The following is a 25,821-nucleotide window of genomic DNA, read 5'->3' as shown; positions in this document are numbered from 1 at the left end:
ACAGTGTACGAACCTCGGACAGTGTACGTACCCTGAACAGTCGCCCGCGCACGGATGCTGCGAAGACGGCTATAAGTCCGTGTTAGTTTCGTGTTTTCAACTTTGCAACCGATATTTCCGCAATACGGCTCGTCTTCTTGATTTGTCGCAATATCGCAAATCTGCACTACCGACCCGGCGTGCTGCCGCCCGGGACAGCCGCAGCGGCATGTCGCGGGCACCCCAGGCCATCCGCCCCCATCGATCCACCCGCGCGCATGTGTGATCGCATGCAGCCTTGCCGTCGCCATATGGAATGCCTACCTCTGCGACAAATCAGACCGGGGTTCTTCCATGTCCACCTCTGCCCCTTCCGACGCGGACCACACCAAGGTCGTGAAGAGCGAAAGCGAATGGCGCTCCTGCCTCACGCCCGAGCAGTTCAGAATCGCCCGTCAGGCCGGCACCGAGCGCGCCTTCACCGGCCCCTACTGGGACGAGAAGCGCGCAGGCCTTTATTCCTGTGTCGCCTGCGGCACGCCGCTGTTCCGCTCCGAGAGCAAGTACAATTCAGGTACGGGCTGGCCGAGCTTCTTCCAGCCGGTGTCGCCTGAGGCGGTCGTGACCCATGAGGACGTCTCCCACGGCATGCGCCGCATCGAGGTGCGCTGCGCATCCTGCGACAGCCATCTCGGCCATGTCTTTCCTGATGGCCCGGCGCCGACCGGCCTGCGTTTCTGCATGAACGGCACCGCCCTCTCCCTGAAGCCGGACGACGGGGCAGACCGTGGCGTCTGAGCCGCCGCGCGCCCCTCGCCGTCCGTCGACCCGCACCGTCCACGGCTTTTCCCTCACCGACGACTACGCCTGGCTGCGCGCCGACAACTGGCGCGCCGTCATGCGCGACCCGTCCGTGCTCGACGGCGACATCCGGACCTATCTCGAGGCCGAGAACGCCTATGCGGACGCCTGGTTCGCCCCGCTCGGCGATCTCAAGGGAAAGCTGGTCGCCGAGATGCGCGGGCGCATCAAGGAGGATGATTCCTCCGTGCCGGCGCCGGACGGCCCCTTCGCCTATTATTCCCGCCACCGGGAGGGGGGCCAGCATCCCCTCGCCTGCCGCAAGGCGCTGCCGGACGGGGCGGAGGCCATCCTCCTCGACGGCGACAGGGAAGCCGCGGGCAAGGCCTATTTTCACTTTGGCCACTGGCGGCACAGCGCCGATCACCGCCGCCTCGCCTATTCCGCCGACACCTCCGGCTCCGAACTCTATTCCCTTCGCGTCCGCGACCTCGCGACCGGTGCCGACCTTCCCGACGCCATCGAGGAGACCACGGGAGACCTCCTGTGGAGCGCCGACGGCAGCGTGCTCTATTACATCCGCCGGGATGCCGAGCACCGCCCGTCCCTCGTCTTCCGCCATTTCATCGGCACGGCGCCGGAGACGGACACGCTGATCTACGAGGAGCCGGACAAGGGCTTCTTCGTCTCGCTGGGGGAAACCCAGTCCCGCCGCTACGGGCTGATCGCGTGCGGCGACCACGAGACGTCCGAGGTCCACCTTATGGACCTTCAGGACCCGGCCGCCACCCCGCGCTGCGTCGCGCCGCGTACCGAGGGCGTGCGCTACGAGGTGGAGCACCATCCCGACCTTGGCGGCGTCGATACCCTGATCTTCCTGACCAATGCGGACGGCGCCGAGGATTTCAAGATCACCACGGCCCCCGTCGCCACGCCGGGGCGGGAGCACTGGAGCGATCTGGTCCCGCATCGCCCCGGCTGCATGATCCTGAGCCACACGGTGTTCAGCGGCCACATGGCGCGCCTGGAGCGCGAAGGCGGACTGCCGCGCATCGTCATCCGGGCGCTAGCCGACGGCGCGGAACACGCCATCGCCTTCGACGAGGAGGCCTATGCGCTGGGCATGTCGGCGGGATACGCCTTCGACACCACCCAGTTGCGCTTCACCTATGCGTCCATGACCACCCCGTCCGAGGTCTGGGACTATGACATGGCGAGCCGCCGGCGGGAGATGCTGAAGCGGCAGGAAGTGCCCTCCGGCCACGACCCGGCGCATTATGTGACGCGCCGCCTGATGGCCCCGGCGCCGGACGGCGAAACCGTGCCGGTCTCCCTGCTCTACCACAGGGACACGCCGCTCGACGGCTCCGCCCCGCTGCTGCTCTACGGTTATGGCGCCTACGGAATCACCATTCCCGCCGGCTTCGCCACCAACCGGCTGTCGCTGGTGGATCGTGGCTTCATCTATGCCATCGCCCATATCCGCGGCGGCACGGACAAGGGCTGGCGCTGGTATGCCGACGGCAAGCTGGCGAAGAAGACCAACACCTTCACGGATTTCATCGCCGCAGCCGAGCATCTGGTCGCCGAGGGCTTCACCCGGCCCGAGCGCATCGTCGCCCAGGGGGGCTCGGCGGGCGGCATGCTGATGGGGGCGGTGGCGAATCTCCGGCCCGACCTGTTCGCCGGCATCGTCGCCGAGGTGCCGTTCGTGGACGTTCTCACGACCATGCTGGACGACACCCTGCCCCTCACCCCGCCGGAATGGCCAGAGTGGGGCAATCCCATCGCCGACGAAGCGGCCTTTCACCGCATCCGGGGCTATTCGCCGGTGGATAATGTGAAGGCCCAGGCCTACCCCTCCATCTTCGCCCTCGCCGGGCTCACCGATCCGCGCGTGACCTATTGGGAGCCGGCGAAGTGGGTGGCGCGGCTGCGGGCGGCGGATACCGGAGCCCGGCCGATCCTGCTGCGGACCAACATGGATGCGGGCCATGGCGGCGCCGCCGGGCGGTTCGACAGGCTGGACGAGGTCGCCCTCGTCTACCTCTTTGCCCTGAGAACGGTTGGCCGCGCCGGCTGAGGCGTGGCCATTCACAGGGGAAGAGCGAGCCTTTCCCCACGGACATTTGCGCGGCGGACGGCTTCCGGCTATCCAGAGCGCGCTGTCGATCGACATGCGAGTGAGGGGGCGGCTCCGCGCATTTAAAGGCATGCTGTGATGGGCCGTCTGGATCGCTACATCTTCTCCACGGCGGCTGTTGCCTTCCTGGGGGTCGTGGTCGTGCTCGCCGGGATGATCTGGGCGACGCAGGCGCTGCGCCAGCTCGACCTGGTGACCAGCCAGGGCCAGACCATCATCGCCTTCATCGCTATCACCAGCCTCACCATGCCGACTCTGGTGCTGGTGATCGCGCCCGCCGCTTTGTTCATCGCCACCGCCTACACGCTGCTGAAGCTCAACGGCGACAGCGAGATCGTGGTGATGGCGGCCGCCGGCATGGGGCCGTGGCGCCTGCTGCGCCCGCTCATCCTGCTCGCGATTCTCGTCTCCCTGTTCTGCTCCTCCCTCGCCGTCCATGTGGTGCCGGCCAGCCTCACCAGCTTCCGCGAGCAGGTGACGAAGGTGCGCGCGGACGTGGTGTCCTTCGTCGCCCAGCCCGGCCGCTTCGTGAACCTGACGCAGGGCCTCGTCTTCCACGTGCGCGAGCGCTCCGCCAACGGCGTGATGCGCGGCATCTTCATCAATGACGCCCGCGAGAAGGAGGTTTCTACCTACCTCGCGGATCGTGGCCAGATCGTCGAGAGCAAGGCCGGCATCTTCCTGGTGCTGGAGAACGGCTCCATTCACCGGCGCGGCGGCGACCTCTGGAAGACCGAGGCGACGCCCCAGCCGACCCCCGAGGAGGCCCGCGCCGCGGCCCGCGCCCGGCTCGCCGTGCAGAACGGGGGGGGACAGGCCACCAAACCCGCCGATTCGTCCGCGCCCGCCCCGGCGGCTCCCGCAGCCCCGGCCGGTGACCAGAAGCAGGGACGCTCCGACAGCAAGGCCGCCAATTCCTCGGTGGTGGAATTCCAGCGCTACGCCTTCGATCTGTCGTCGCTGGCGCCGGACAACAAGGGCGTGGACATCAAGCCCATGGAACGGCCGCTGTCCTATGTGATGAACCCGCCGGCCGAGGACATGTACGTCCGCTTTTTCCCCGGACGATATCGGGAGGAGTTGCACAAGCGCCTCTCGGCGGGGCTCTATCCCATGGCCTTCTTCGCCATCGCCGCCGCGGCGCTCGCCCAGCCGCGCACCACCCGCCAGAGCCGGGGCGCGGCGCTCACCGCCATCATCCCCGCGATGGGGCTGGTGCAGATCGGCAATTTCGCCATCGCCGGTCAGTTGAAGGCCAATGCCGCCGCGGTGCCGCTGATCTATGCGCTGCCCATCGTCACCGTCATCATCTGCGCCATGGTGCTCCAGGGCTGGATCCGCCTCGCGCCGCCGGCGGCGCTGACGGCGCTCGGCGCCTCGATCCGCGCGCGTTTCTCGCGGCGGGCAGCGGCCTGACGATGATCGGACGCATCCTCGGCTTCTATTTCGCGCGGCGCTTCGCGCACGCAGTGGCGGTCATCTTCCTGTCCTGCGTCACGCTGATCGTGCTCGTGGACTTCCTGGAGATGGCCCGGCGTACGGCGGACCGCGAGCAGGTGACGGTGAGCCTTCTCGCCCTGCTCACCCTCTACCGTGCCCCCGCCTTCACCGAGCAGCTCCTGCCCTTCGCCGTGCTGTTCGGCGGCATGGTCACCTTCGTCATCCTGTCCCGCCGGCTCGAACTGGTGGTGGCGCGGGCGGTGGGGCTTTCGGTCTGGCAGTTCATCACCCCGCCGGTTCTGGTGGCCTTCCTGGTGGGCGTCTTCGCCACCTGCGTGTTCAACCCCATCTCGGCCGACTTCAAGGAGCGGGCCAACCAGATCGAGGGCGACATCTTCGCCAGCGGCGGCGGTACCCCCGGCTTTACCCAGGGGAAGAAGGACTTCTGGATTCGCCAGCAGAGCGTGGACGGCCAGTCCATCATCCAGGCGCAGTCCTCCCGCCAGGGCGGCCGCGTGCTGTCGGGCGTGGTGATTTTCGAGTTCGATCCGGCCGGGAACTTCATGGAGCGTGTGGAGGCGAAATCTGCAACCTTGGGAGATGGTGCATGGATTCTTACCGGCGCCAAGGTGCTCGTTCCGGGCCTCGACCTCGCCTCCTATGATACCTACCTGATCGCCACGAAACTGGACCCGAAGCAGATCCAGGATTCGCTGATCGCCCCGGAAACCGTGTCGTTCTGGCAACTCCCGTCGGCTATTCGCAGTGCAGAACAATCCGGCTTCGGCGCGGAAAAATACCGTTTGCAGCTCCAGAGCCTTCTCGCAAAGCCGTTTCTGCTGGTGGCAATGGTCCTCATTGCCGCGGTCGTGGGCCTCCGCGTGTTCCGCTTCGGCGGGGTGGGCCAGACGATTCTCGGTGGCGTGCTTGCGGGCTTTCTGCTTTATGTTGGGACCAAGCTCGCCGAGGATCTTGGTGAGGCTGGAATCGTTCATCCCGTTGCTGCTGCGTGGTTTCCTGCAGTGACCGGGATTTTGTTGGGGGCGCTCATTCTGTTGCACCGGGAGGACGGATGACGGTCGGGCATCCCCCCGCCGTAGGGATGACTGCCAAGGGCCTTCGCGCAGCGGCGCGGGGAACGGGCGGTCGCGCGTCTCGACGCGCCTCCTCGGCTGCCGCCTTCAGCTTGATCTTTGCTGGCCTCGTCGCGCTCCTCGCGCCGATGGGGAGCGCCCGCGCGCAGACCGCTCAGCCAGCCGCCAGCCAGAACACGGCGCCCGGCGGCAATCTCCTCTCCGCGCGCCAGCTCGACCCGAACCAGAAGATGCTGGTGACGGCAGACCAGCTCGAATACGACTACCAGAAGGACACCGTCTCGGCTGTCGGCAACGTCCAGATCTATTATGACGGCTCCACCCTCGAGGCGCACCGCGTGGTGCTGGACCGCAAGGCCAACACCCTGCGCGCGGAAGGCAACGCCCGCCTCAAGGACAAGGACGGCAAGATCGTCACCGCCGACACCCTGCAGCTGACGCAGGACTTCAAGCAGGGCTTCATCGATTCCCTGCGCCTCGACACGCCGGACAACACCCACTTTGCCGCCATCCGGGCCGACCGGACCGACGGCAACATCACCGTGTTCCAGAACGGGATCTACACGGCCTGCGAGCCGTGCAAGGACGACCCCTCGAAGCCGCCGCTGTGGCAGATCAAGGCCAAAAAGATCATCCACAACGACGACGAGAAGATGGTCTATTACGAGGACGCCTGGGTCGAGTTCTTCGGCCTGCCGGTGGCCTATTTCCCGTACATGTCGTCGCCCGACCCGACGGTGAAGCGCAAGACCGGCTTCCTGATGCCGGAGTTCTTCTCCTCAAGCCAGATCGGCTACGGCGTCTCCGTTCCCTTCTTCTGGAACATCGCGCCCGACCGCGACCTGACACTCACCCCGTCCATCGTGACCCAGCAGGGGGTGCTGATGCAGGGCGAATGGCGCCAGCGCCTCATCAACGGCAGCTACACCATCCGCGCCGCCGGCATCGTGCAGCAGAACCCGCAGGACTTCATCACCACGTCCAACGGCATCACCGAGATCCTTCCCGGCTACCGTGAGGACCGCGGCGCGGTGGAAAGCTCCGGTGCCTTCGCGCTGAACAAGTTCTGGACCTTCGGCTGGGATGCCACCGTGGCGTCCGACCGCGCCTTCCTGCGCGACTACAACCTGATCCCGGACACGACCACCACCAAGACCTCCACCGTCTACCTGACCGGTCAGGGCGACCGCTCCTATTTCGACCTGCGCGGCCTCTACTTCCTCGGCCTTGGCGTGACGGATGACCAGGCGCGCCAGCCCGTCGTCGGCACGCTCAACTACGACAAGGTGTTCAACAACGCCCTGTGGGGTGGCGAGGCCGGGTTCAAGGTGAACCTCACAAGCCTGACCCGCCAGCAGGCCGACTTCATCGGCACTTCCGAACTCACCTCCGCCATTGGCAGCGTCGGCGTGCCCACCGGGGCCTGCACCCTGTGGAGCCCGAACGCGAAGGAATGCCTGCTGCGCGGTGCGCCGGGCGACTACACGCGCCTGTCCGGCGACGTCTATTGGAAGAAGACCATCACCGATTCCATCGGCCAGCAGTGGACGCCGTTCGTCACGGCGCGCGTGGACGTGGCCTCGGTCAACACCTCTTACCTGCCCGCGAGCTACCAGTTCGGCCCCACCTTCCCCGGCCAGAACCCGCTCCAGTCCGGCAGCGATGACCTCATCCGCGCCATGCCCGCGGTGGGCGTGGACTATAAATATCCCTTCATCTCGGCGGAGAGCTGGGGCACCCAGACCATCGAGCCGAGGGCGCAGGTCATCATCCGCCCGAACGAGAGCAACATTGGCAAGTTCCCGAACGAGGACGCCCAGAGCCTGGTGTTCGACGACACCAACCTCTTCGAGATCAATAAGTATTCCGGATATGACCGGGTCGAGGGCGGTAGCCGCCTCAACCTCGGCGTGACCTACACCGCCGCCATCAATGGCGCCGGCCTGTTCACCGCCGTCGTCGGCCAGTCCTACAATCTGTTCGGCAAGAACTCCTACGCCTACGGCGACATGGCCAACACCGGCCTTGAATCGGGCCTCGAGACCTCGGCTTCGGACTACATCGCCAAGTTCGGCTACTCGCCCACCAAATATCTCGAATTCGTGACCCGCTTCCGCTTCGACGAGCAGAATTTCTCCATGCAGCGGTTCGAGCTGCAAGCGCGGGCCGAAATCGACAAGTTCAACATCGCCGTCACCTACGGCCGCTACGAAGCCCAGCCGCTGCTCGGTTATTATGACCAGCGCGAGGGCATCTACACCAACGCCTCCTACAAGCTGACCGACAACTGGGCCGTCCGCGGCGCCATCCGCTACGACTTTACGGCAGGTGATGTGGACTACACCCTGGTCGGTCTCAGCTACATCGACGACTGCTTCACCCTCGCCCTCAACTACATCTCCGACTACACCATCAACGGCCCCAATTCGCCGCCGGTGACGAAGGTGATGTTCCGCATCGGCCTGCGCACCCTCGGCGAAGGCGGGTTCTCCACCAGCTTCGGCTCCGAATCCTCGAATTGATGCCGGCTGCGGCGGCGAACGTTACGGCCACGCTCGCGAAGCCGCATTGCCGCCACAGGATGAAGACAAAAGTCGCAGGCAGCCCCCGGACAGGACCATGCCGCTCGTACGCCTTCTTCTCCTCGCCATCGCCCTCCTCGTGCCCGTGCTCACCTTGGGTACGCCGGCGCTTGCGCAGCAGGTCGTGGTCGTCGTCAACGGCGATCCGATCACGAACTACGACGTCTCGCAGCGCCAGCTCCTCCACAGCCTCATCGAGCGCAAGCCCATCGGTGCAAAGGAAGCGCTGGAAGAGCTGATCGACGAGCGGCTCAAGATCCAGCAGGCCAGCCGCCTGAAGCTCGACGTGGATCAGAAGGACGTGGACCGCATGTTCGCCTCGGTGGCCGAGCGGTCGGGCCGCACGCCCGAGCAATTGTCCTCTGGCTTCAAGCAGCAGGGGCTCGACGACCGCACCTTCAAGCAGAAGCTGCTCGCCGATTATGTCTGGGGCCAGTATGTCCGCGCCCGCTCCGGCACGGTGAACATCCGCGACGCCGACGTGATCGCCGCCTTGCAGAAGCGCGGCGAGACCCAATTGGTCGCCACCGAATACACCCTCATGCCCATCGTCTTCGTGGTGCCGCGCAATGCCAGCACGCATCAGGCGCGACTGGCCGAAGCCAACGCCCTGCGTGCCCGCTTCACCGATTGCGACAGCGGCGCCCAGATGGTGAAGTCCATGAAGGAGGTGGTGGTGCGCCCCAAGGTGACGCGCCTGTCCTCCGAAGTCCCCGCCCAGCTCAAGCAAATCCTGGACAAGACCGAAATCGGCCGACTCACGCCGCCCGAGGTGGCCCAGGCCGGGGTCGAGACCTTCGCCATGTGCGGCAAGCGGGAGGTGCGCGGCGAGAGCTCGCAGAAGCGCGAGATCAAGGACGAGCTGACCACCAGCCAGTTCACCGCCGAATCGAAGAAGTTCATCGCCGAGCTGCGCAAGCAGGCCCTGATCGAATACCGTCGCTGATCCGCGCGGCGGGACTTCGCGCCAGTTCCCGCGTGCTATGGTCGGCCCGCGCTCGCACCCGGCGCAGAACCGTACTGCTGACGAATCGCTGATGCCCGCCGTCTCTCCCCTTGTTCTCGCCCTCGGCGATCCGGCCGGCATCGGCCCCGACGTCACGCTCGCCGCCTTCCTGCGCCGTCGCGCGGCAGGTGGCGCGACAGGCGGCACCGCGGCCGTCCCGGCCTTCATCGTCGCCGGTGATCCCGCCGCGCTCGCCGCCCGCGCCGACCTCCTCGGCCTCGACGTGCCACTTGTCGAGACGACACCCGAGGGCGCAGTTGCGCACTTCGCCAATGCCCTGCCGGTGCTCCCCGCCGGCCCTGCCTTCACCGGCCGGCCCGGCCGGCCCGACGCCTCCTCCGCCGCTTGCGTGGAGGCGAGCCTTGAGGCCGCCCTCGGCCTCGTGACAGCCGGGCGAGCCGCGGCCCTCGTCACCAATCCGCTCGCCAAGTCTGTGATGTACGAGGCGGGCTTTCCCTTCCCCGGCCATACCGAATGGCTCGCCGACCGCGCCGCCGCGCCGGGCCGGCCAGCGCCGCATCCGGTGATGATGATCTGGTCGGAGCAGCTCGCGGTGGTGCCGGCCACGATCCATGTGCCCTATGCCGAGGTGCCCGGCCTTCTCACCGTTGACCTTCTGGTGGAGACCGGTCGCATCGTCGCCCGCGACATGGCACGGCGCTTCGGCATCGCCCGGCCCCGCCTCGCCTTCTGCGGCCTCAATCCCCACGCCGGGGAAGAGGGCACGCTGGGCAGCGAGGACGAGGCCATCGTGCGTCCCGCCGTGGAAGCCCTGAAGCGCGAGGGCATCCTCGCCACCGGCCCCCTGCCCGCCGACACCATGTTCCATCCCGAAGCGCGGGCGCGCTATGACGTGGCAGTGGGCATGTATCACGATCAGGTTCTGATCCCGGCCAAGACCCTCGCCTTCCACGATGGGGTGAACGTGACCCTCGGCCTGCCCTTCATCCGCACCTCGCCGGACCACGGCACGGCCTTCGACATCGCCGGCACGGGCCGGGCCGATCCCTCCAGCCTGATCGCCGCCCTGAGGCTCGCCCGCCGCCTCGCCGACGCAGAGAGGGCGATGACCGAAACCCCAGTTCCCGCACTGGCGCGCGCATGAGTGCCCTCGACGACCTGCCGCCACTGCGCGATATCATCCGCAAGCACGGCCTATCGGCGCAGAAGTCGCTGGGGCAGAACTTCCTGCTGGACCTCAACCTCACCGGCCGCATCGCCCGCGCCTCCGGGCCGCTGGAAGATGTGACCATTGTGGAGGTGGGCCCCGGCCCCGGCGGCCTCACCCGCGCGCTGCTGGCTCTGGGGGCGAAGCGCGTCATCGCCATCGAGCGCGACCGGCGCTGCATGGATGCGCTGGCCGAAGTGGCGGCGCATTATCCCGGTCGGCTTGAGGTGATCGAGGGCGATGCCCTCAAGGTGGATGTGCGCCCCCTCATCGGCGAGGGCGAGGCGCGGGTGGTGGCGAACCTGCCCTACAACATCGCTACTGTGCTGCTGGTGGGCTGGCTCTCCACGGACCCGTGGCCGCCGTGGTTCTCCTCCCTCACCCTCATGTTCCAGAAGGAAGTGGCGGAGCGCATCGTGGCCGAACCGGGCTCGAAGGCCTACGGCCGCCTCGCGGTGCTGGCCGGCTGGCGCACCAAGGGACGGATCGCCTTCGACGTCGCCCCCTCGGCCTTCGTGCCGCCGCCCAAGGTGACGTCCTCGGTGATCCACCTCGTGCCGCGCGCGGAGCCCCTGCCCTGCGCGCTGTCCGCTCTGGAGAAGGTGACGGAAGCCGCCTTCGGCCAGCGCCGCAAGATGCTGCGCCAGAGCTTGAAGACCCTTGGCGTCGATGCGATGGCCCTGCTCGCCGCCGCCGGCGTGGAGGAAACCGCCCGCGCCGAGGAAATCGACGTCGCCGGCTTCGTCCGGCTGGCCAACGCCTTTTCCGAGGGCGTCGGGCGTCCGTTCGGCGCGCTGTCCGCGCTGAAGTGAGATGATGCGGCGGCGCTACTCCGCCGCCTCCACCCGCGCCGGATTATAGTTGAGGATGGGGGCGAGCCAGCGCTCGGCCTCCGCCACGGTCCAGCCCTTGCGCTGCGCGTAGTCCTCCACCTGATCGCGCTCGATGCGGCCGACGCCGAAATAGGCGCTCTGCGGGTGGCCGAAATAGAGTCCGGACACCGCCGCCCCCGGCCACATGGCGAAGCTCTCGGTGAGGTGGATGCCCGCCTTGTGGGTGGCGTCCAGAAGCTCGAAGATCGTCGCCTTCTCCGTATGGTCGGGCTGGGCCGGGTAGCCCGGCGCCGGACGGATGCCGCGGTAGCGCTCGGCGATGAGGTCGTCGTTGGGGAGCGCCTCGTCGGCCGCATAGCCCCACAGCTTGGTACGCACCAGATGGTGCATCCGCTCGGCAAAGGCTTCGGCGAGGCGGTCGCACAACGCCTTGAGCAGGATGGCGGAATAATCGTCATTGGCGGCCTTGAAGGCCGCCACCCGGTCCTCCTCGCCGATGCCCGCCGTCACCGCGAAGCCGCCCACATAGTCGGCGACCCCGCTCTCCAGCGGAGCCACGAAATCCGCCAGCGCCAGATTGTGGCGCCCTTCCCGCCGCGCAAGCTGCTGGCGCAGGGTGTGCAGGGTGGCGAGCGGGGTCTTGCGGCTATCGTCGCGGAACAGGAGGATGTCGTCGCCCACCGCGTTGGCCGGCCAGAAGCCCACAACGGCGCGGGCCGTCACCCACTTCTCCGAGACCATCTTCTGCAACATGGCCTGCGCGTCGGCGAACAGCGCGCGCGCCGGCTCGCCCACCACCGCGTCCTCCAGGATCGACGGATAGCGCCCGGTCAGCTCCCAGGACTGGAAGAAGGGCGTCCAATCGATGAAGGGCACGAGGTCGGCGAGGTCGTGGTCCTCAATCACATGGGTGCCGAGGAAGGAGGGCTTTTCCGGCGTGTGAGCCGAGAAATCCAGCTTCAGGGCGTTCTCGCGGGCCTTGGCCAGCGTCAGGCGCTGCTTGTTGGCGTCGGCGCGGGCGTGGGCCTCGGCGAGCTTGGCATATTCGGCGCGCACGTCGGCCACATAGGCGCCGCGCGTCTCGGCATTGAGCAGGTTGGAGACCACGCCCACCGCGCGGCTCGCGTCGGTGACATAGACCGCCTGCCCGCGCTCATAGCGGGGTGCGATCTTAACCGCCGTATGGACGCGCGAGGTGGTGGCGCCGCCGATGAGGAGCGGCACCGAAAAGCCCTCGCGCTCCATCTCGGCCGCGACGTTCACCATCTCGTCCAGAGAGGGGGTGATCAGGCCGGAGAGGCCGATCACGTCCACCTTCTCGTCCTTGGCCACCTGCAGGATCTTCTGCGTGGGCACCATCACGCCGAGGTCGATGACCTCGTAATTGTTGCACTGGAGCACGACGCCCACGATGTTCTTGCCGATGTCGTGCACGTCGCCCTTCACGGTCGCCATCAGCACCTTTCCGGCGGCCGAGGCGGTGGTGATGCCCTGCTCTTCCTTTTCCTTCTCCATGAAGGGCATGAGATAGGCCACCGCCTGCTTCATCACGCGGGCGGACTTCACCACCTGGGGCAGGAACATCTTGCCGGCGCCGAACAGGTCGCCGACCACGTTCATGCCGGACATCAGCGGGCCTTCGATGACGTGCAGCGGACGCGCCACCTGCTGGCGGGCCTCCTCTGTGTCGGCCTCGACGAAATCGGTGATGCCGTTGACCAGAGCATGGGCGAGGCGCTTGTCCACCGGCCAGGTGCGCCAGGCGAGGTCAGCCTCCTTCTTCTCCTTGCCGGCGGTGCCCCTGAAGCCCTCGGCGATCTCCAGCAGGCGCTCGGTGGCGTCGGGACGGCGGTTCAGCACCACGTCCTCGCACGCCTCGCGCAGCTTGGGCTCGATCTCGTCATAGACGGCGAGCTGGCCGGCATTGACGATGCCCATGTCCATGCCCGCCTTGATGGCGTGATAGAGGAACACGGCGTGCATCGCCTCGCGCACCGGCTCGTTGCCGCGGAACGAAAAGGAGAGGTTGGAGACGCCGCCCGAAACATGGGCGTAAGGCAGGCTCTGGCGGATGAAGCGGGTCGCCTCGATGAAGGCGACGCCATAGCCCGAATGCTCCTCGATGCCGGTCGCCACCGCGAAGATGTTGGGATCGAAGATGATGTCTTCCGGCGGGAAGCCCACCTGTTCGGTCAGGATGCGGTAGGCGCGCTCGCAGATGGAGGTCTTGCGGGCATAGCTGTCGGCCTGCCCCTCCTCGTCGAAGGCCATCACCACCACGGCGGCGCCATAGGCGCGCACCAGCCGGGCCTTTTCCAGGAAGGTTTCCTCGCCCTCCTTGAGGGAGATGGAATTGACGATGCCCTTGCCCTGCAGGCGCTTCAGCCCCTGCTCGATGATCTCCCACTTGGAGCTGTCGACCATAACCGGCACCTTGGCGATGTCCGGCTCGGCGGCGACGAGGTTGAGGAAGGTGATCATGGCGGCCTCGCTGTCGAGAAGGCCTTCGTCCATGTTGATGTCGATCACCTGCGCGCCGTTCTCCACCTGGTCGCGGGCCACCGCGAGGGCAGCGGGGAAGTCGCCGGTGGTGACGAGCTTGCGGAAGCGGGCGGAGCCGGTGACGTTGGTGCGCTCGCCCACGTTCACGAAGGGGATCTGCGGCGTCAGCTCGAACGGCTCGAGGCCGGAGAGGCGCAGGCGCGGCTCCAGTTCCGGCACGGCGCGCGGCGCCTTGCCCTTCACCACCTCGGCGATCGCGCGGATGTGGGCGGGCGTCGTGCCGCAGCAGCCGCCCACCACGTTCACGAGGCCGGAGGCGGCGAACTCGCCCACGAGGGCCGCCATGGCCTCGGGGCTCTCGTCATACATGCCGAATTCGTTGGGCAGGCCCGCATTGGGATAGGCGCACACAAGGGTGTCCGCTACCCGGCCGATCTCGGCGATGTGGGCGCGCATCTCGCGGGCGCCCAGCGCGCAATTGAGGCCGATGGAGAAGGGCTTGGCGTGACGCAGCGAATACCAGAAGGCGCTCGGCGTCTGGCCCGAAAGCGTGCGGCCGGAAAGATCGGTGATGGTGCCGGAGATCATCACCGGCAGCCGGAAGCCCCGCTCCGCGTAGAGCTTCTCGATGGCGAAGATGGCCGCCTTGGCGTTCAGCGTGTCGAAGATGGTCTCGACGAGAAGGATGTCCGCGCCGCCGTCCACGAGGCCGCGCGCCTGCTCGTGATAGGCCTCGGCCAGTTCGTCGAAGGTCACGGCGCGGAAGCCGGGGTCGTTCACATCCGGCGAGATGGAGGCGGTGCGGTTCGTCGGGCCGAAGGCGCCGGCCACGAAGCGGCGGCGGCCATCCTCCTTCTGGGCGATATTCGCCGCCTCGCGGGCGAGCTTCGCGCTCTCGAAGTTCAGCTCATAGACGATCTCCTCCATGCCGTAGTCCGCCTGGGCGATGGAGGTGCCGGAGAAGGTGTTGGTCTCCACCATGTCCGCGCCGGCGCGGAAATATTCGAGGTGGATGGCCCGAACTGCGTCCGGCTGGGTGAGGCTGAGAAGGTCGTTGTTGCCCTTCACGTCCCGCGGCCAGTCCTTGAACCGCTCGCCCCGATAGCCCGCCTCGTCCAGCTTCAGTTGCTGGATCATGGTGCCCATGGCCCCGTCGAGCACCAGGATGCGCTCGGCGGCGGCCTTGGCGAGATCGGCGAAGATGGTGTCGGCGTGGGTTGAAGAGGCGGTGGTCGGGGCGGTCATGGGCGCGGTCATGGGGCGGTCTCGAGGCTCGGGGCGACGCACTCGCGCGCCTCCGTGAAGGACAGGCCGGCGCACCGCGCCGGCGGGAATGACGTCGCGCTCAGACCGCCATCGCCTGCACCGCCGGCGCTGCATCCGGGCGCAGCCCGAGCAGATGGCAGATGGCGTAGACGAGGTCGGCGCGGTTCAGGGTATAGAAATGGATATCGGTGACACCGCGATCAACGAGGTCCGTCACCTGCTCCGCCGCCACGGCCGCGGCGATGAGCTTGCGGGTCTCGGGATCGTCGTCCAGCCCCTCGAACCGCTTCAGCAGCCACGCGGGCACGCTCGCCCCGGTACGGGTGGCGAAGTTCGACGCCTGCTTGAAGTTCGTCACCGGCAGCAGGCCGGGCAGGATGGGGATGTCGATCCCCCTGGCGCGCACCTTGTCGAGGTAGCGGAAATAGACGTCGTTCTCGAAGAAGAACTGGGTGATGGCGCGGGTGGCGCCCGCGTCCACCTTTGCCTTCAGATAATCGATGTCCGCGTCGAGGCTGGCGCTTTCCGGGTGCTTCTCGGGATAGGCGGAGACCGAAACCTCGAAATCGCCGATGCGGCGGATGCCTTCCACGAGGTCACAGGCATAGGGATAGCCGTCCGGATGCGGCTCGTACTTCGTCCCGACGCCGGTCGCCGGATCGCCGCGCAAGGCAACGATGTGCTTCACGCCGGCATCCTTGTAGGCGCGCACCACGTCGTCGATCTCGGCCCGGCTGGCCCCGACGCAGGTGAGGTGCGCTGCCGGATGAAGGTCCGTCTCCTTCACGATGCGCGCGACCGTCGCATGGGTGCGCTCACGCGTGGAGCCGCCCGCGCCATAGGTGACGGAGACGAAGCTCGGGGACAGGGGCGCCAGCCGGTGGATGGAGGCCCAGAGGGTCTTCTCCATCTCCTCGGTCTTGGGCGGGAAGAACTCGAAGGAGACGTTGACCGGCGGCCGGTCCATCTCCCGGCTGGCCCGCACGGGCGCCGCGGCGGGACTGGGAGCGGGGGTGGTCATCAGGCAATCTCCCTGTGGGCGAGGTCGGCGTCGGCCACCACGTAGCGCGGATCGCGGGCGAGCCAGAGCGAGACGGTGAGGCCGTCGCCGGCGCCGCCATCGGGGGTAAGGGTGTCGAAGGAGACGAGCTCAAGGCCCGCGGCGGCAAGCCAGCCCTCCACCGTCGCCCGGTCGAAGCCGAGGTAGCGGTGGGCATGGGCCTCGCGCAGGAATTCGAGGCCGTGGGGGGCGAAGTCCACCACCAGCAACCGGCCGCCCGGCGCCAGCACCCGCGCCGCTTCTTTCAGCGCGCGGCTGCCGTCGTCGAGATAGTGCAGCACCTGATGGACGATCACGGCGTCGAACGCGTCGCGCGGGACCGGGACGGCATAGATGTCGCTCTGGCGCAGCAGGCAGTTGCGGACGCCCGCGCGCTCCAGATTGGCACGGGCGACGCCCAGCATGTCCGGGGAAAGATCGACGCCCATGCCGCGCTCGATGTCGGGCGCGAACAGCTCCAGCATCCGCCCCGTCCCGGTCCCAAGATCGAGCAGCGCGCGGACGGGCATACCCGCGAACGCACGGCGCACGGCGGCTTCCACCGCCGCCTCGGGCACATGCAGGCGGCGAATCTCGTCCCACTGGCGGGCATGGGCCGCGAAATAGCCCTGCGCCGCAGCGGCGCGGGCGGCGCGCACCGCCTCCAGCCGCGCCCGGTCGCCGACGAGAACCGGATCGTCCCGGTCGAGCAGGTCGAGCAGGCTCCGGGCGATTCGCCCGCCCGGCCCCTCCGACGCGCGGCGGTAGAAGACCCAGCTGGCCTCCCGGTGACGGTCCACCAGCCCGGCATCGGCCAGGAGCTTGAGGTGGCGGGAAATGCGCGGCTGCGACTGGCCAAGGATTTCGGTGAGATCGGAGACGGTGAGCTCAGCCTCCCCCAGCACCGCGACAAGACGCAGGCGCGTATCCTCCCCGGCGGCCTTGAGGCCCTCAAGGACGGCGGCGAACGATGAAGCTGCGGGCGTAGACCGATCTGACATAAAGATATCTTTATATCCTTACCGACAGGCATTCAAGCCCGCGACCTATGCCCCGCGCGCCACAGTGCGATCACGATCGCGAGCCACCGGGAATCTCGCATTGCCGGGGATCTCTTGCAGGCCTAAAGGCGTTTCAGGACAAGAGCTGCAAAGCTGGAACAAGTTACCGCCGGACGGGCCAAATTTTTCCGCGACCCGTTTCCAATTTCGTCACGTTTCACGGTTAACACCTCAAGCATGACCCTTCGCAACACCCTCCTCGCCGCCGTCGGCGCGTGCGTTCTTGCCGCTCCGGCCTTCGCCCAGGGGCCGTACGGTGGCCCGAACTACAGCCTGCCCGGCGGGCAGCAGGACGATGCTACCGGCACGCTCCCGCCCGCGCCTGTCGGTGGCTATGGCGAGGCGCCTCCCGGCTATTCGGATCCCTATGCGCGCCAGCAGGCGCCGGTGCGCCGCGATCAGGTGGAGCGCACGGAGCTTCCCGCGCCGGGTCAGCCCTATCCCCAGCAGGCCTATCCCCAGCCGGCGCAGCAGGGCTATCCGCAGCCCGCGCCCGGTGGCCCTGTTGCGGTGGCCCCCGATTCCGGTCCCTACCCGACCGCCGTTCCGGCGCAGGGTCAGCAGGCCTATGGCGGCCAGCCGGTCTACAATTCCGCGCCCGACCTCTACGGCCGCCAGGCGACCCCCACCGCCTATGAGCCCCAGCAGCCGGCCTATGGCCAGCAGCAGCCCGGCTATTCCGGCTCCGGCCGCGGCGCGGTGGATCAGGATGCGCTCTATGCCAGCCTGAACAACGCGCCGGCTCCGGCGGGTACGTACGGCCCCAACTCCGCCGTGGTGCCCGGCACCACCGAGGCGCCGTCCGGCCCCCGCATCGAGAATGTCGATCCGACCGAGCCCGTGCCCGAGCGCTTCCGCCGCCAGACGGTGGATTACGTGACCACCCAGCCGGCCGGCACCATCGTCATCGATACGCCGAACACCTACCTCTACTTCGTCCTCGGCGGCGGCAAGGCTGTCCGCTACGGCATCGGCGTGGGCCGCGAAGGCTTCACCTGGGCCGGCACCGAGAAGATCACGGCGAAGAAGGAATGGGCCGACTGGCGCCCGCCGTCCGAGATGATCCAGCGCCAGCCCTACCTGCCGCGCTTCATGGCCGGTGGCCCGGGCAATCCGCTCGGCGCGCGCACCATGTATCTCGGCGGCACCGTCTACCGCATTCACGGCACCAACGAGCCGCAGACCATCGGCAAGTTCGTGTCGTCCGGCTGCTTCCGCATGCTGAACGCGGACGTGGAAGACCTCTACGACCGCGCCAAGGTGGGCACCAAGGTGGTGATTCTCCCCAAGGGCAGCTCGGCCCCCCAGGCCAATGCCGCTCCGGCACCGGTTTCCACCGCTTCGGCCGGCAAGCCCGCCGCCCAGCGCTGAGCGCAGAGCGTCCCCGCGGGGAAAAGACCTGACCGAAACGGCCCGGCCCACGCCGGGCCGTTTTGCGTTTGAGGGCCGTTCAGCCTCTGTCTTGGGCTCCGCAATCTGCCGGAGCCCAAGACCACTGTGCGTGACGTTCCGCTTCGATATGATGGCCCCGCAGCGATCAAGCTGACAGGAGAGGCCCATGTCCACGCCTGCATCTGCGCCCACACCCGCTTCCGCCGTCGCCGACCAGCTGCACGCCATACGCGCCAGCTGGGGCTGGTTCGCGGTGCTCGGCATCGCCTTCATCGTGCTCGGCTTCGTCGCCCTCGCCCATGTGCTCGCCTCCACGGTCGTCACCGTCCTCTATGTGGGCGCGCTGATTCTGGTGGGCGGCGTGGTGCAGGTCATCCACGCCTTCCGGGTGCAGGGCTGGGGACGCTTCTTCTACTGGCTGCTGGCGGGCCTGCTCTACGTCGTGGCGGGCGGCCTGATGATGTACAACCCGCTGCTCGGTGCCGGCGTGCTCACGTTGATGATCGGCGTGGCGCTCGCCGTCGAGGGCATCTTCCGCGTCTTCGCCGGCTTCGGCTCCCAGCACGGCAAGGGCTGGGGCTGGATCGTGGTGTCCGGCATCGTCACCCTGCTTTTGGGCCTCATCATCATCGCCCGCTGGCCGGTGAACTCCGTCTATATCCTCGGCCTGTTCCTCGGCGTGGACCTCATCGTCAACGGCGTCGGCACGCTGATGTTCGGCCTCGCCCTGCGCGACAAGAAGAACTGAGTCGCGGCACACCGTCCGAGACGAAAAACCGCCCCGCCCGTCCGCGGCGGGGGCGTTGCCGGGAACGGGCGAGGCGGACGGCCCCGGGGGGCGTCGGGGCGCGTCTTGATTCAGTCGAAGGGCATCATTCCGCCGGCTGCGGCAGCGCGGACGGCGCGGTCTCCCCGTCCGTCACCTTCACGCGGAACCAGGTGGCGTAGAGCGCCGGCACCACCAGCAATGTGAGCACGGTCGCGACCAGCAGGCCGCCCATGATGGTGACGGCCATCGGCCCCCAGAACACGCTCTCCGCCAGCGGGATCATGCCGAGCACGGCGGCCAGCGCCGTGAGCACAACGGGCCGCGCCCGGCGCAGGGTCGCCTCCACGATGGCGCGGTGGGGCGTCGCGCCGTCGCGGATATCGTGGTCGATCTGGTCCACCAGGATCACCGTGTTGCGCATGATCATGCCGGCGAGCGCGATGAGCCCGAGCAGCGCCACGAAGCCGAACGGCCGATGCGCGATGAGCAATGCCGCCGCCGCACCGATGAGGCCGAGGGGCGCCGTCGCCAGCACGAGGGCAAGGCGCGAGAAGCTCTGCAGCTGGATCATCAGCAGCGTGAGCATGACAATGATCATCACCGGAAACACCGCCGCGAGCGAGGCATTGGCCTTGGCGCTTTCCTCGATGGAGCCGCCGGTCTCGATGCGATAGCCGGGCGGCAGCTCGGCCTTGAGCTGCGCCAGCTTGGGCAGGAGGCGGGTGGTCACGTCCGGCGGCTGGACGCCGTCCCGCACGTCGCCGCGCACGGTGAGCACGAGGTTGCGGTCGCGCCGCCAGAGGATCGGCTCCTCATGGGCATAGCCGATGCGCGCCACCTGTCCGAGCGGCACGGCAAGCCCGTTGCGGGTGGTGACGGTGAGCGCGGCGAGATGCTCGAGATCCACCCGCTCCTCCGGCACGGCCCGCGCCATCACGTCGATGAGCAAATTGCCCTCGCGCAGCTGGGTGATGGCGTAGCCCTGAAGCAGGGTCTGCAGCGTCTCGGCGATGTCGCGCGGCGAGGTGCCGAGCGCACGGGCGCGGTCCTGATCGACGGTCAGGGTGATGGACTTGACCTGCTCGCCCCAATTGAGGTGCGGGTCGATCATGTCCGCGTCCGATGCCATCACCAGTCGCACCTTCTCGGCGATGTCGCGCACCGCGATAGGGTCCGGCCCCACCACGCGGAACTGCACCGGGAAGCCCACCGGCGGGCCGAACACGAAGCGGTCCACACGCACCCGCGCTTCCGACAGCGCGCCTTCGGCCAGCTCCGCGTCGAGCCGGGCCTTCAGCCGCTCGCGGGCCGCCACGTCCTTCGCCACGATGACGATCTGCGCGAAGTTCGGATTGGGCAGCACCGGATTGAGGCCGAGCCAGAAGCGCGGCGCGCCGCGTCCCACATAGGTGGTGCTGGTGGCGACGTCGGGGTCCTCGCCCACGAGAGCCTCCGCCTTCTTCGCCGTCGCCTCGGTGACGGTGATGGAGGTGCCTTCCGGCAGGCGGATCTCCAGGAACAGCTCGGGCCGGGTGGAGGTGGGGAAGAACTGCTGCTGGACGAAGCCGAACGCCACCACCGAGCCCGCGAACATCGCAACCGTCGTGCCGATGACCATGAAGCGGTGGCGCAGGCAGAATTCCAGCGTCCCGCGCAGCATCCGGTAGAGGCGGCCGTCGTGCATCTCGTGGTGCCCGCCCGCCTTCTTCATGTCCGGCAGAAGCACGGTGCCGAGATAGGGTGTGAAGATCACCGCCACGAACCACGAGGCGATGAGCGCGATGCCCACCACCCAGAAGATGCCGCCGGCATATTCGCCCGAAGACGACTTGGCGAAGCCCACCGGCAGGAATCCCGCCGCCGTCACCAGCGTGCCCGTAAGCATGGGAAAGGCGGTGGAGGTCCAGGCGAAGGTGGCGGCGGACATGCGGTCCCAGCCCTCCTCCATCTTCACCACCATCATCTCGATGGCGATGATGGCGTCGTCCACCAGCAGGCCGAGGGCGATGATGAGCGCGCCCAGCGTGATGCGGTGGAGGTCCATGCCCGCCGAGAACATGATGAGGAAGACGATGGCGAGCACGAGCGGCACCGAGAGCGCCACCACGATGCCGGTGCGGAAGCCCAGAGACAGGAAGCTCACCACCAGCACGATGACGAGGGCTTCGAGGAAGGTCTTCAGGAACTCGCCCACCGATTCGCCGACGATGTGCGGCTGATCGGCCACCTGCGTCACGTCGATGCCATGGGGCAGCTCGGTGATGGCCTCGGCCATGGCGCCCTTCAGGCCTTCGCCCAGCGTGAGGATGTTGGCGCCCTGCGCCATGGACACGCCGATGCCGATGGCCGGCAGTCCATGCTGACGCATGAGGAAGGAAGGCGGATCCTCATAGCCGCGACGTACTGTGGCGATGTCGCCAAGGCGCAGCAGCGCGCCGTTCACCGCCACCGGGACCTCGGCGATGGCCTCGACGCCGGTGAAGGCACCGGTGACGCGCAGATTGATGCGGTCCGAACGGGTATCCACGGCTCCACCCGCCACCACCGCGTTCTGCCGGGCCACGCTGTCGAACAGTTGCTGCGGCGTGATACCGAGATTGGCGAGGCGGGCGTGAGAGAACTCGATGTAGATCTTCTCCGGCCGCTCGCCGATGAGGTCCACCTTCTCCACGTTCGGCACGCGCAGCAGGCGCTGGCGGATGACCTCCGCCTGACGCTTCAGCTCGGCCGGCGCCGCGCCCTGCCCGCTCAGGATGTAGAGGGCGGAATAAACGTCGCCATATTCATCGTCGAAGCCCGGGCCGATGACGCCGGCGGGAAGATCGCCGCGCACGTCGGAGACCTTCTTGCGCACCTGATACCAGAGGTCCTTCACTTCCTTCGCCGGCGTGTTGTCGCGCAGGAACACCTGAACGAAGGAGACGCCGGGGCGCGAATAGCTCTCCACCCGGTCGAGGTGCGGCAAAGACTGCAGCTTCTTCTCGATGGGATCGGCCACCTGCGCCTGCATCTCGGAGGCGGTGGCACCGGGCCAGGCGGCCTGCACCACCATGACCTTGATGGTGAAGGAGGGGTCCTCGGCGCGGCCGAGATTGAAATAGGAATAGGCCCCCGCCGCGCCGAGCAGCAGGATGGCGAACAGGGTCAGCGCGCGATGGGTGATGGCCCAGCGCGAAAGATTGAAGCGCGAGGCGCTGTCCGGGGAAGAGCCCGCGGTGCTCACGGCCGCTGCTCCGCCACGGTGGAAGAGCCGGCCGGCGCCTGCGCGCGGCGGGTTTCGACGGACGGCAGGCGCTCGGCGACCTCGGTCACGGAGGGGGCCTGAACGGTGCGCACCTTCTGGCCGGGCAGCAGCGTCTGGACCCCGAGGATGACCACCGCATCCCCCGGCGCGACACCGCCGGAGAGCAGCACCTCGTCGCCGGTATAGGCGGCGATCTCCACCGGGCGGGCGACGATGGCATGGGTCGCGCCATCCACCACGAACACCTGCGGGCCGTGGCCGCGATCGATGAGCGCGGACAGGGGCAGGCGCGCCACCTGCTGCTGGTCCTTGGAGCGGAGCGTCACGGTGGCGGTCATGCCCAGCGCCACGGTCTCGTCCGCCCCGTCCAGGGTGAAGCGGGCAGGATAGGTGCGGGACGTGGCGTCGGCCTGGGGCGACAGCTCCCGCAAGCGGGCGGGAATGCGCCGGCCGGGATCGGCCCAGAGGGTGACGACCGCATCGGCCGTGCGGGCGTCGGCGAGGGCGGTTTCGGGAAGGGAGACCAGCGCTTCCTTCTCGTCGAGGCGGGCGACACGCACGATGGTCTGGCCCGAGGCCACCACCTGCCCCGGCTCCGCCGAGGTCGCGACGACGCCGCCGGCCGCATCGGTGACGAGGTCGGCATAGGACAGGCGATTCTCCGCCAGCTCCAGCGAGCGCTTGGCCCGTTCGAGGCGGCCGACGGCCTCGTCCTTGGCGAGGGACTTGCGGTCGAGGTCGGCGTTGGAGGCAGCGCCCTTGGCGGTGAGCGCGCGATAGCGGGTGTCCTCGGTGGTGGTCTGCGCGAGATTGGCGGTGGCCGCCTGCATCTCCGCCTTGGCGCTTTCCAGCTCCAGCTTGAGGTCTTCCCTGTCGAGGCGCGCCACCACGGTGCCGGGCTCGATACGGTCGCCTACCTCCACCAGCCGCTGTACCACCTTGCCGCCCACCCGGAAGGCGAGGTCGATCTCGCGGCGGGCGCGGACCACCCCGACGAAGCTCTTCTGCGTCTGCCGCGGCCGGAAGCTCACGGTCGTGACTTGCACCGGCCGGGCGAGCGTGGCTTCCCGGGAGGCGGGAGCCTCGCCAGCGTTGGCGGGGTTTTCCTGCCCGCAGCCGGCAATCAGCAAGGCGGACCCGGCAAGGAGCAGCGCAGCCATCCCCTTCAGGTGGCGGCCGGATCGGATCGGAACGGCGAGGCGGGGCATGGGACGATCCTGTGGCTCGGGCCTGCGGAATACGAACTTAACACTGACGGTTTTCGTCGATCATCACTTTTACGGCGCACGGAAGCTTTTCGCTCACTCCGATCAGGGGAGAGGCGAACGCTCGACCTCGATACTTCTCAGAATGAACTGGAGGCTCTCACGCAGAGCGCCCTCCTGGTCCTCGTCGATGTGCTGCGCCACCAGGACCGGATGGCAGAAGCGGATGAGGGCGCTCTGGATGTACCGGCCGACCTTCGAGGGGTCGTGGGCCACAAACACCCCCTCCGCGATGCCCTCTGCCAGCACGCGCGCGGTCAGGTCGCACAGGCGTGCCTTGTGGGCCTCGATGGCTTCCCAATTGTTCTCGATGGCCACCAGCACCATGTCGTGCACACGCCGCTCCTCGAGGAAATTGTCCTTGTGGTAGCGCATGATGGAGAGATAGGCGGTCAAGATGCGCTCCTGCGGGGAGCCGTCTCCCGCAGTTGCTTCGGCGAATTCGGCCTCGCTCTCGCACAGGCAACGGCCGCAGATGGTGGCGACGATGGCGGTCTTGGACGGGAAGAAGCGGTAGACATTCGCCGGAGACATGCCGAGCTCGGCGGCGATGTCGGCCACCGCCGTCTTGGCGAAACCCATGCGGCGGAACAATTCCTCCGCCGTGCGCGCGATGCGCTCGCGGGTCTCGTCCGCCGTCTCCTTCACCCTGACGTTCACCATGCACTCCTATAAACTGACGATTATCATAAATCGTCAGTTCTAAATTTCCAAGCCCGCGATTCGCCCGCTGCGCAAAATCTTATCCCCGCCGTGTCGGCGCGTCGCCTGCGTCCGCGTCCTCCGTACGGCCTGCTGCCCGGGGCCGAGGGAGGAAAAAATGGCGCAGAAGGTGCTCATCCTGATCGGAACGAAGAAAGGCGCGTTCATCCTGGACAGCGACCCCGCCCGGAAAAGCTGGTCGCTGCGCGGGCCCTTCTGCGACACCTGGCCGACCAATCACATGGTGGGCGATCGCGCCTCCGGCCGCATCTATGCGGGTGGCGGCAACGAATGGTTCGGCCCCGCCGTGTGGCAGTCGGACGATTTCGGCGCCAGCTGGACCCATTCCTCCCGTGGCCTTGCCCATGCCGAGGGCGAGGCACCGGTGAAATCCGTCTGGAGCCTCGCGCCGGGGGCGGACGGCGTGCTCTATGCCGGGGTCGAGCCCGCCGGCCTGTTCCGCTCGGATGATGGCGGCCAGAGCTTCACCGCCCTCGACGGCCTGCAGAAGCACCCGTCCCGCGGCGATTGGGGTCCCGGCGGCGCGGGCCTCATTCTCCACTCCCTCGTGCTGGATCCGGACAATCCGGATGCGCTGTGGGTGGGCATCTCCGCCGCCGGCGTCTTCCACAGTGCCGATGGCGGGCGCACCTGGAACGCGCGCAATCGCGGCACCCGGGCGGACTACATGCCCGAGGACCAGCGCTATCCCGAGCATGGCCAGTGCGTGCATTGCGTGGTCAAGGCGCCGGGCCTGCGCCACCGCCTCTACCAGCAGAACCATTGCGGCATGTACCGCTCCGACGACGGCGGCGTGTCGTGGCAGAGCATCGAAAAGGGACTGCCCTCCAGCTTCGGCTTTCCCGCCGCCGCCCATCCGCGCGATGCGGAGACGCTGTTCCTCGTGCCGCTCAACGGCGATACCGCCGGCCGCTTCATGCCGGAGGCGAAGGCTGCCGTGTGGCGCACCCGCGACGGCGGCGCCTCATGGCAGGCGATGCGGTCCGGCCTGCCCCAGAAGGATGCCTATTTCAACGTGCTGCGGCAGGCCATGGCCACCGACACGCTGGAGCCGGCCGGCGTCTATTTTGGCACCGGCTCCGGCGAGATCTACGCCAGCGCGGACGAGGGGGAGAACTGGACGCGCCTCGCCGAGCACCTGCCCACCATCTCCTCCGTGGAGACGCTGGTGGTGGAGACCTGAGCGGTGACTGATGACACAGCGCCGGCGAAGGTGCGCCTGCCGGCTCACCTCGTGCGGCTGTTCCCGGACGGGCAGACCTATCTGGAGCTTCCCGCCACGACGGTGCGCGAGCTGATGGATGCGCTGGAGACGCTCTGGCCCGGCATGCGCGACCGGCTGTGCGACGAGCGCCCCGCCATCCGCCGCCACATCAACGTGTTCGTGGACGGCCGCCGGGCGCGGCTGGAAACGCGGCTCCCGCCCGGCGCGGACGTGTTCGTGCTCACCGCCATCAGCGGCGGCTAGAGCGTTTTCGAGCGAAGTGGGTACCGGTTCGCGTGAAGAAAACGCG

At 67.8% G+C, this 25,821-nt stretch carries 18 protein-coding genes; 12 read left to right on the top strand and 6 right to left on the bottom strand.

Annotated elements, in window-relative coordinates; translation table 11 throughout:
- Positions 1–333 precede the first annotated feature (333 nt).
- The 8 genes from msrB to rsmA all read left to right on the top strand — a co-directional run bounded on the left by msrB (position 334) and on the right by rsmA (position 11,025).
- Positions 334–777, top strand: a complete 444-nt coding sequence (msrB, locus tag XAN126_RS0105995) for a peptide-methionine (R)-S-oxide reductase MsrB (protein ID WP_024277696.1) — start codon at positions 334–336, stop codon at positions 775–777.
- Positions 767–2,863 (top strand): S9 family peptidase, encoded by a 2,097-nt coding sequence (locus tag XAN126_RS0105990; protein WP_024277695.1) that lies wholly within the window; start codon positions 767–769, stop codon positions 2,861–2,863. Before msrB ends, XAN126_RS0105990 begins: the two co-directional genes overlap by 11 nt.
- A 138-nt stretch (positions 2,864–3,001) precedes the next feature.
- Positions 3,002–4,339 carry an LptF/LptG family permease gene (locus XAN126_RS0105985; RefSeq protein ID WP_024277694.1) on the top strand — a complete coding sequence of 446 codons (1,338 nt, stop codon included), beginning with the start codon at positions 3,002–3,004 and terminating at the stop codon, positions 4,337–4,339.
- Between the two features lie 2 nt (positions 4,340–4,341).
- Positions 4,342–5,439: an LPS export ABC transporter permease LptG gene (lptG, locus tag XAN126_RS0105980; RefSeq protein WP_024277693.1), complete on the top strand. Its 1,098-nt coding sequence runs from the start codon at positions 4,342–4,344 to the stop codon at positions 5,437–5,439.
- Positions 5,440–5,549: 110 nt separating this feature from the next.
- Positions 5,550–7,979: an LPS-assembly protein LptD gene (locus XAN126_RS0105975; RefSeq protein ID WP_024277692.1), complete on the top strand. Its 2,430-nt coding sequence runs from the start codon at positions 5,550–5,552 to the stop codon at positions 7,977–7,979.
- A gap of 97 nt (positions 7,980–8,076) precedes the next feature.
- The gene (locus XAN126_RS0105970) at positions 8,077–8,985 is read left to right on the top strand and encodes a SurA N-terminal domain-containing protein (protein WP_024277691.1); all 909 of its coding nucleotides are present in this window, start codon (positions 8,077–8,079) and stop codon (positions 8,983–8,985) included.
- A gap of 91 nt (positions 8,986–9,076) precedes the next feature.
- On the top strand, positions 9,077–10,150 hold the full coding sequence (gene pdxA / locus XAN126_RS0105965; RefSeq protein ID WP_024277690.1) for a 4-hydroxythreonine-4-phosphate dehydrogenase PdxA: 1,074 nt from the start codon (positions 9,077–9,079) through the stop codon (positions 10,148–10,150).
- A complete protein-coding gene (gene rsmA / locus XAN126_RS0105960) occupies positions 10,147–11,025 on the top strand; it encodes a 16S rRNA (adenine(1518)-N(6)/adenine(1519)-N(6))-dimethyltransferase RsmA (protein ID WP_024277689.1) in 879 nt (292 codons plus the stop codon). The genes pdxA and rsmA overlap by 4 nt, the downstream gene beginning before the upstream one ends.
- Positions 11,026–11,040: 15 nt before the next feature.
- Here rsmA and metH read toward each other — a convergent pair whose 3' ends face one another.
- From metH to XAN126_RS0105945, 3 genes are all read right to left on the bottom strand, one after another.
- Complete coding sequence (gene metH / locus XAN126_RS0105955; protein ID WP_245272219.1) at positions 11,041–14,805, bottom strand: methionine synthase; 3,765 nt, start codon at positions 14,803–14,805, stop codon at positions 11,041–11,043.
- Between the two features lie 88 nt (positions 14,806–14,893).
- Positions 14,894–15,835, bottom strand: a complete 942-nt coding sequence (gene metF, locus XAN126_RS0105950) for a methylenetetrahydrofolate reductase [NAD(P)H] (RefSeq protein ID WP_024277687.1) — start codon at positions 15,833–15,835, stop codon at positions 14,894–14,896.
- The gene (locus XAN126_RS0105945; protein ID WP_024277686.1) at positions 15,835–16,854 is read right to left on the bottom strand and encodes a metalloregulator ArsR/SmtB family transcription factor; all 1,020 of its coding nucleotides are present in this window, start codon (positions 16,852–16,854) and stop codon (positions 15,835–15,837) included. The genes metF and XAN126_RS0105945 overlap by 1 nt, the downstream gene beginning before the upstream one ends.
- 237 nt (positions 16,855–17,091) lie before the next feature.
- On the opposite strand from XAN126_RS0105945, the gene XAN126_RS26020 reads away from it, so the two are divergent.
- Together XAN126_RS26020 and XAN126_RS0105935 are read left to right on the top strand one after the other, a co-directional pair.
- Positions 17,092–18,285, top strand: coding sequence for a L,D-transpeptidase (locus XAN126_RS26020; protein ID WP_024277685.1), 1,194 nt, complete (start codon positions 17,092–17,094; stop codon positions 18,283–18,285).
- A gap of 187 nt (positions 18,286–18,472) precedes the next feature.
- Positions 18,473–19,054, top strand: a complete 582-nt coding sequence (locus XAN126_RS0105935; protein WP_024277684.1) for an HdeD family acid-resistance protein — start codon at positions 18,473–18,475, stop codon at positions 19,052–19,054.
- Positions 19,055–19,178: 124 nt separating this feature from the next.
- Here the strand turns inward: XAN126_RS0105935 and XAN126_RS0105930 are convergent, their stop codons facing one another.
- The 3 genes from XAN126_RS0105930 to XAN126_RS0105920 all read right to left on the bottom strand — a co-directional run bounded on the left by XAN126_RS0105930 (position 19,179) and on the right by XAN126_RS0105920 (position 24,244).
- Positions 19,179–22,298 (bottom strand): efflux RND transporter permease subunit, encoded by a 3,120-nt coding sequence (locus tag XAN126_RS0105930; protein WP_024277683.1) that lies wholly within the window; start codon positions 22,296–22,298, stop codon positions 19,179–19,181.
- On the bottom strand, positions 22,295–23,527 hold the full coding sequence (locus XAN126_RS0105925; RefSeq protein WP_024277682.1) for an efflux RND transporter periplasmic adaptor subunit: 1,233 nt from the start codon (positions 23,525–23,527) through the stop codon (positions 22,295–22,297). The genes XAN126_RS0105930 and XAN126_RS0105925 overlap by 4 nt, the downstream gene beginning before the upstream one ends.
- A 102-nt stretch (positions 23,528–23,629) precedes the next feature.
- On the bottom strand, positions 23,630–24,244 hold the full coding sequence (locus XAN126_RS0105920; RefSeq protein ID WP_024277681.1) for a TetR/AcrR family transcriptional regulator: 615 nt from the start codon (positions 24,242–24,244) through the stop codon (positions 23,630–23,632).
- Positions 24,245–24,404: 160 nt separating this feature from the next.
- Here XAN126_RS0105920 and XAN126_RS0105915 point away from each other — a divergent pair, with 160 nt between their 5' ends.
- Together XAN126_RS0105915 and XAN126_RS0105910 are read left to right on the top strand one after the other, a co-directional pair.
- Complete coding sequence (locus XAN126_RS0105915) at positions 24,405–25,490, top strand: glycoside hydrolase (RefSeq protein WP_024277680.1); 1,086 nt, start codon at positions 24,405–24,407, stop codon at positions 25,488–25,490.
- A 3-nt stretch (positions 25,491–25,493) separates the two neighbouring features.
- Entirely contained in the window at positions 25,494–25,775 is a 282-nt protein-coding gene (locus tag XAN126_RS0105910) for a MoaD/ThiS family protein (RefSeq protein ID WP_024277679.1), read from the top strand.
- Positions 25,776–25,821: the final 46 nt, after the last annotated feature.

Source organism: Xanthobacter sp. 126 (genome assembly GCF_000526175.1).
Taxonomy (GTDB): Bacteria; Pseudomonadota; Alphaproteobacteria; order Rhizobiales; family Xanthobacteraceae; genus Xanthobacter; species Xanthobacter aminoxidans.
The sequence above is the reverse complement of the archived record's forward strand: the minus strand, read 5'-3'. Positions and strand labels throughout refer to the sequence as shown.

What these genes read in the sequence shown, in the direction of transcription:
- msrB (WP_024277696.1), top strand. Translation starts at nt 334, where the DNA reads ATGTCCACCTCTGCCCCTTCCGACGCGGACCACACCAAGGTCGTGAAG.
- XAN126_RS0105985 (WP_024277694.1), top strand. Translation starts at nt 3,002, where the DNA reads ATGGGCCGTCTGGATCGCTACATCTTCTCCACGGCGGCTGTTGCCTTC.
- lptG (WP_024277693.1), top strand. Translation starts at nt 4,342, where the DNA reads ATGATCGGACGCATCCTCGGCTTCTATTTCGCGCGGCGCTTCGCGCAC.
- XAN126_RS0105970 (WP_024277691.1), top strand. Translation starts at nt 8,077, where the DNA reads ATGCCGCTCGTACGCCTTCTTCTCCTCGCCATCGCCCTCCTCGTGCCC.
- pdxA (WP_024277690.1), top strand. Translation starts at nt 9,077, where the DNA reads ATGCCCGCCGTCTCTCCCCTTGTTCTCGCCCTCGGCGATCCGGCCGGC.
- rsmA (WP_024277689.1), top strand. Translation starts at nt 10,147, where the DNA reads ATGAGTGCCCTCGACGACCTGCCGCCACTGCGCGATATCATCCGCAAG.
- metH (WP_245272219.1), bottom strand. Translation starts at nt 14,805, where the DNA reads ATGACCGCGCCCATGACCGCCCCGACCACCGCCTCTTCAACCCACGCC.
- metF (WP_024277687.1), bottom strand. Translation starts at nt 15,835, where the DNA reads ATGACCACCCCCGCTCCCAGTCCCGCCGCGGCGCCCGTGCGGGCCAGC.
- XAN126_RS0105945 (WP_024277686.1), bottom strand. Translation starts at nt 16,854, where the DNA reads ATGTCAGATCGGTCTACGCCCGCAGCTTCATCGTTCGCCGCCGTCCTT.
- XAN126_RS26020 (WP_024277685.1), top strand. Translation starts at nt 17,092, where the DNA reads ATGACCCTTCGCAACACCCTCCTCGCCGCCGTCGGCGCGTGCGTTCTT.
- XAN126_RS0105935 (WP_024277684.1), top strand. Translation starts at nt 18,473, where the DNA reads ATGTCCACGCCTGCATCTGCGCCCACACCCGCTTCCGCCGTCGCCGAC.
- XAN126_RS0105925 (WP_024277682.1), bottom strand. Translation starts at nt 23,527, where the DNA reads ATGCCCCGCCTCGCCGTTCCGATCCGATCCGGCCGCCACCTGAAGGGG.
- XAN126_RS0105915 (WP_024277680.1), top strand. Translation starts at nt 24,405, where the DNA reads ATGGCGCAGAAGGTGCTCATCCTGATCGGAACGAAGAAAGGCGCGTTC.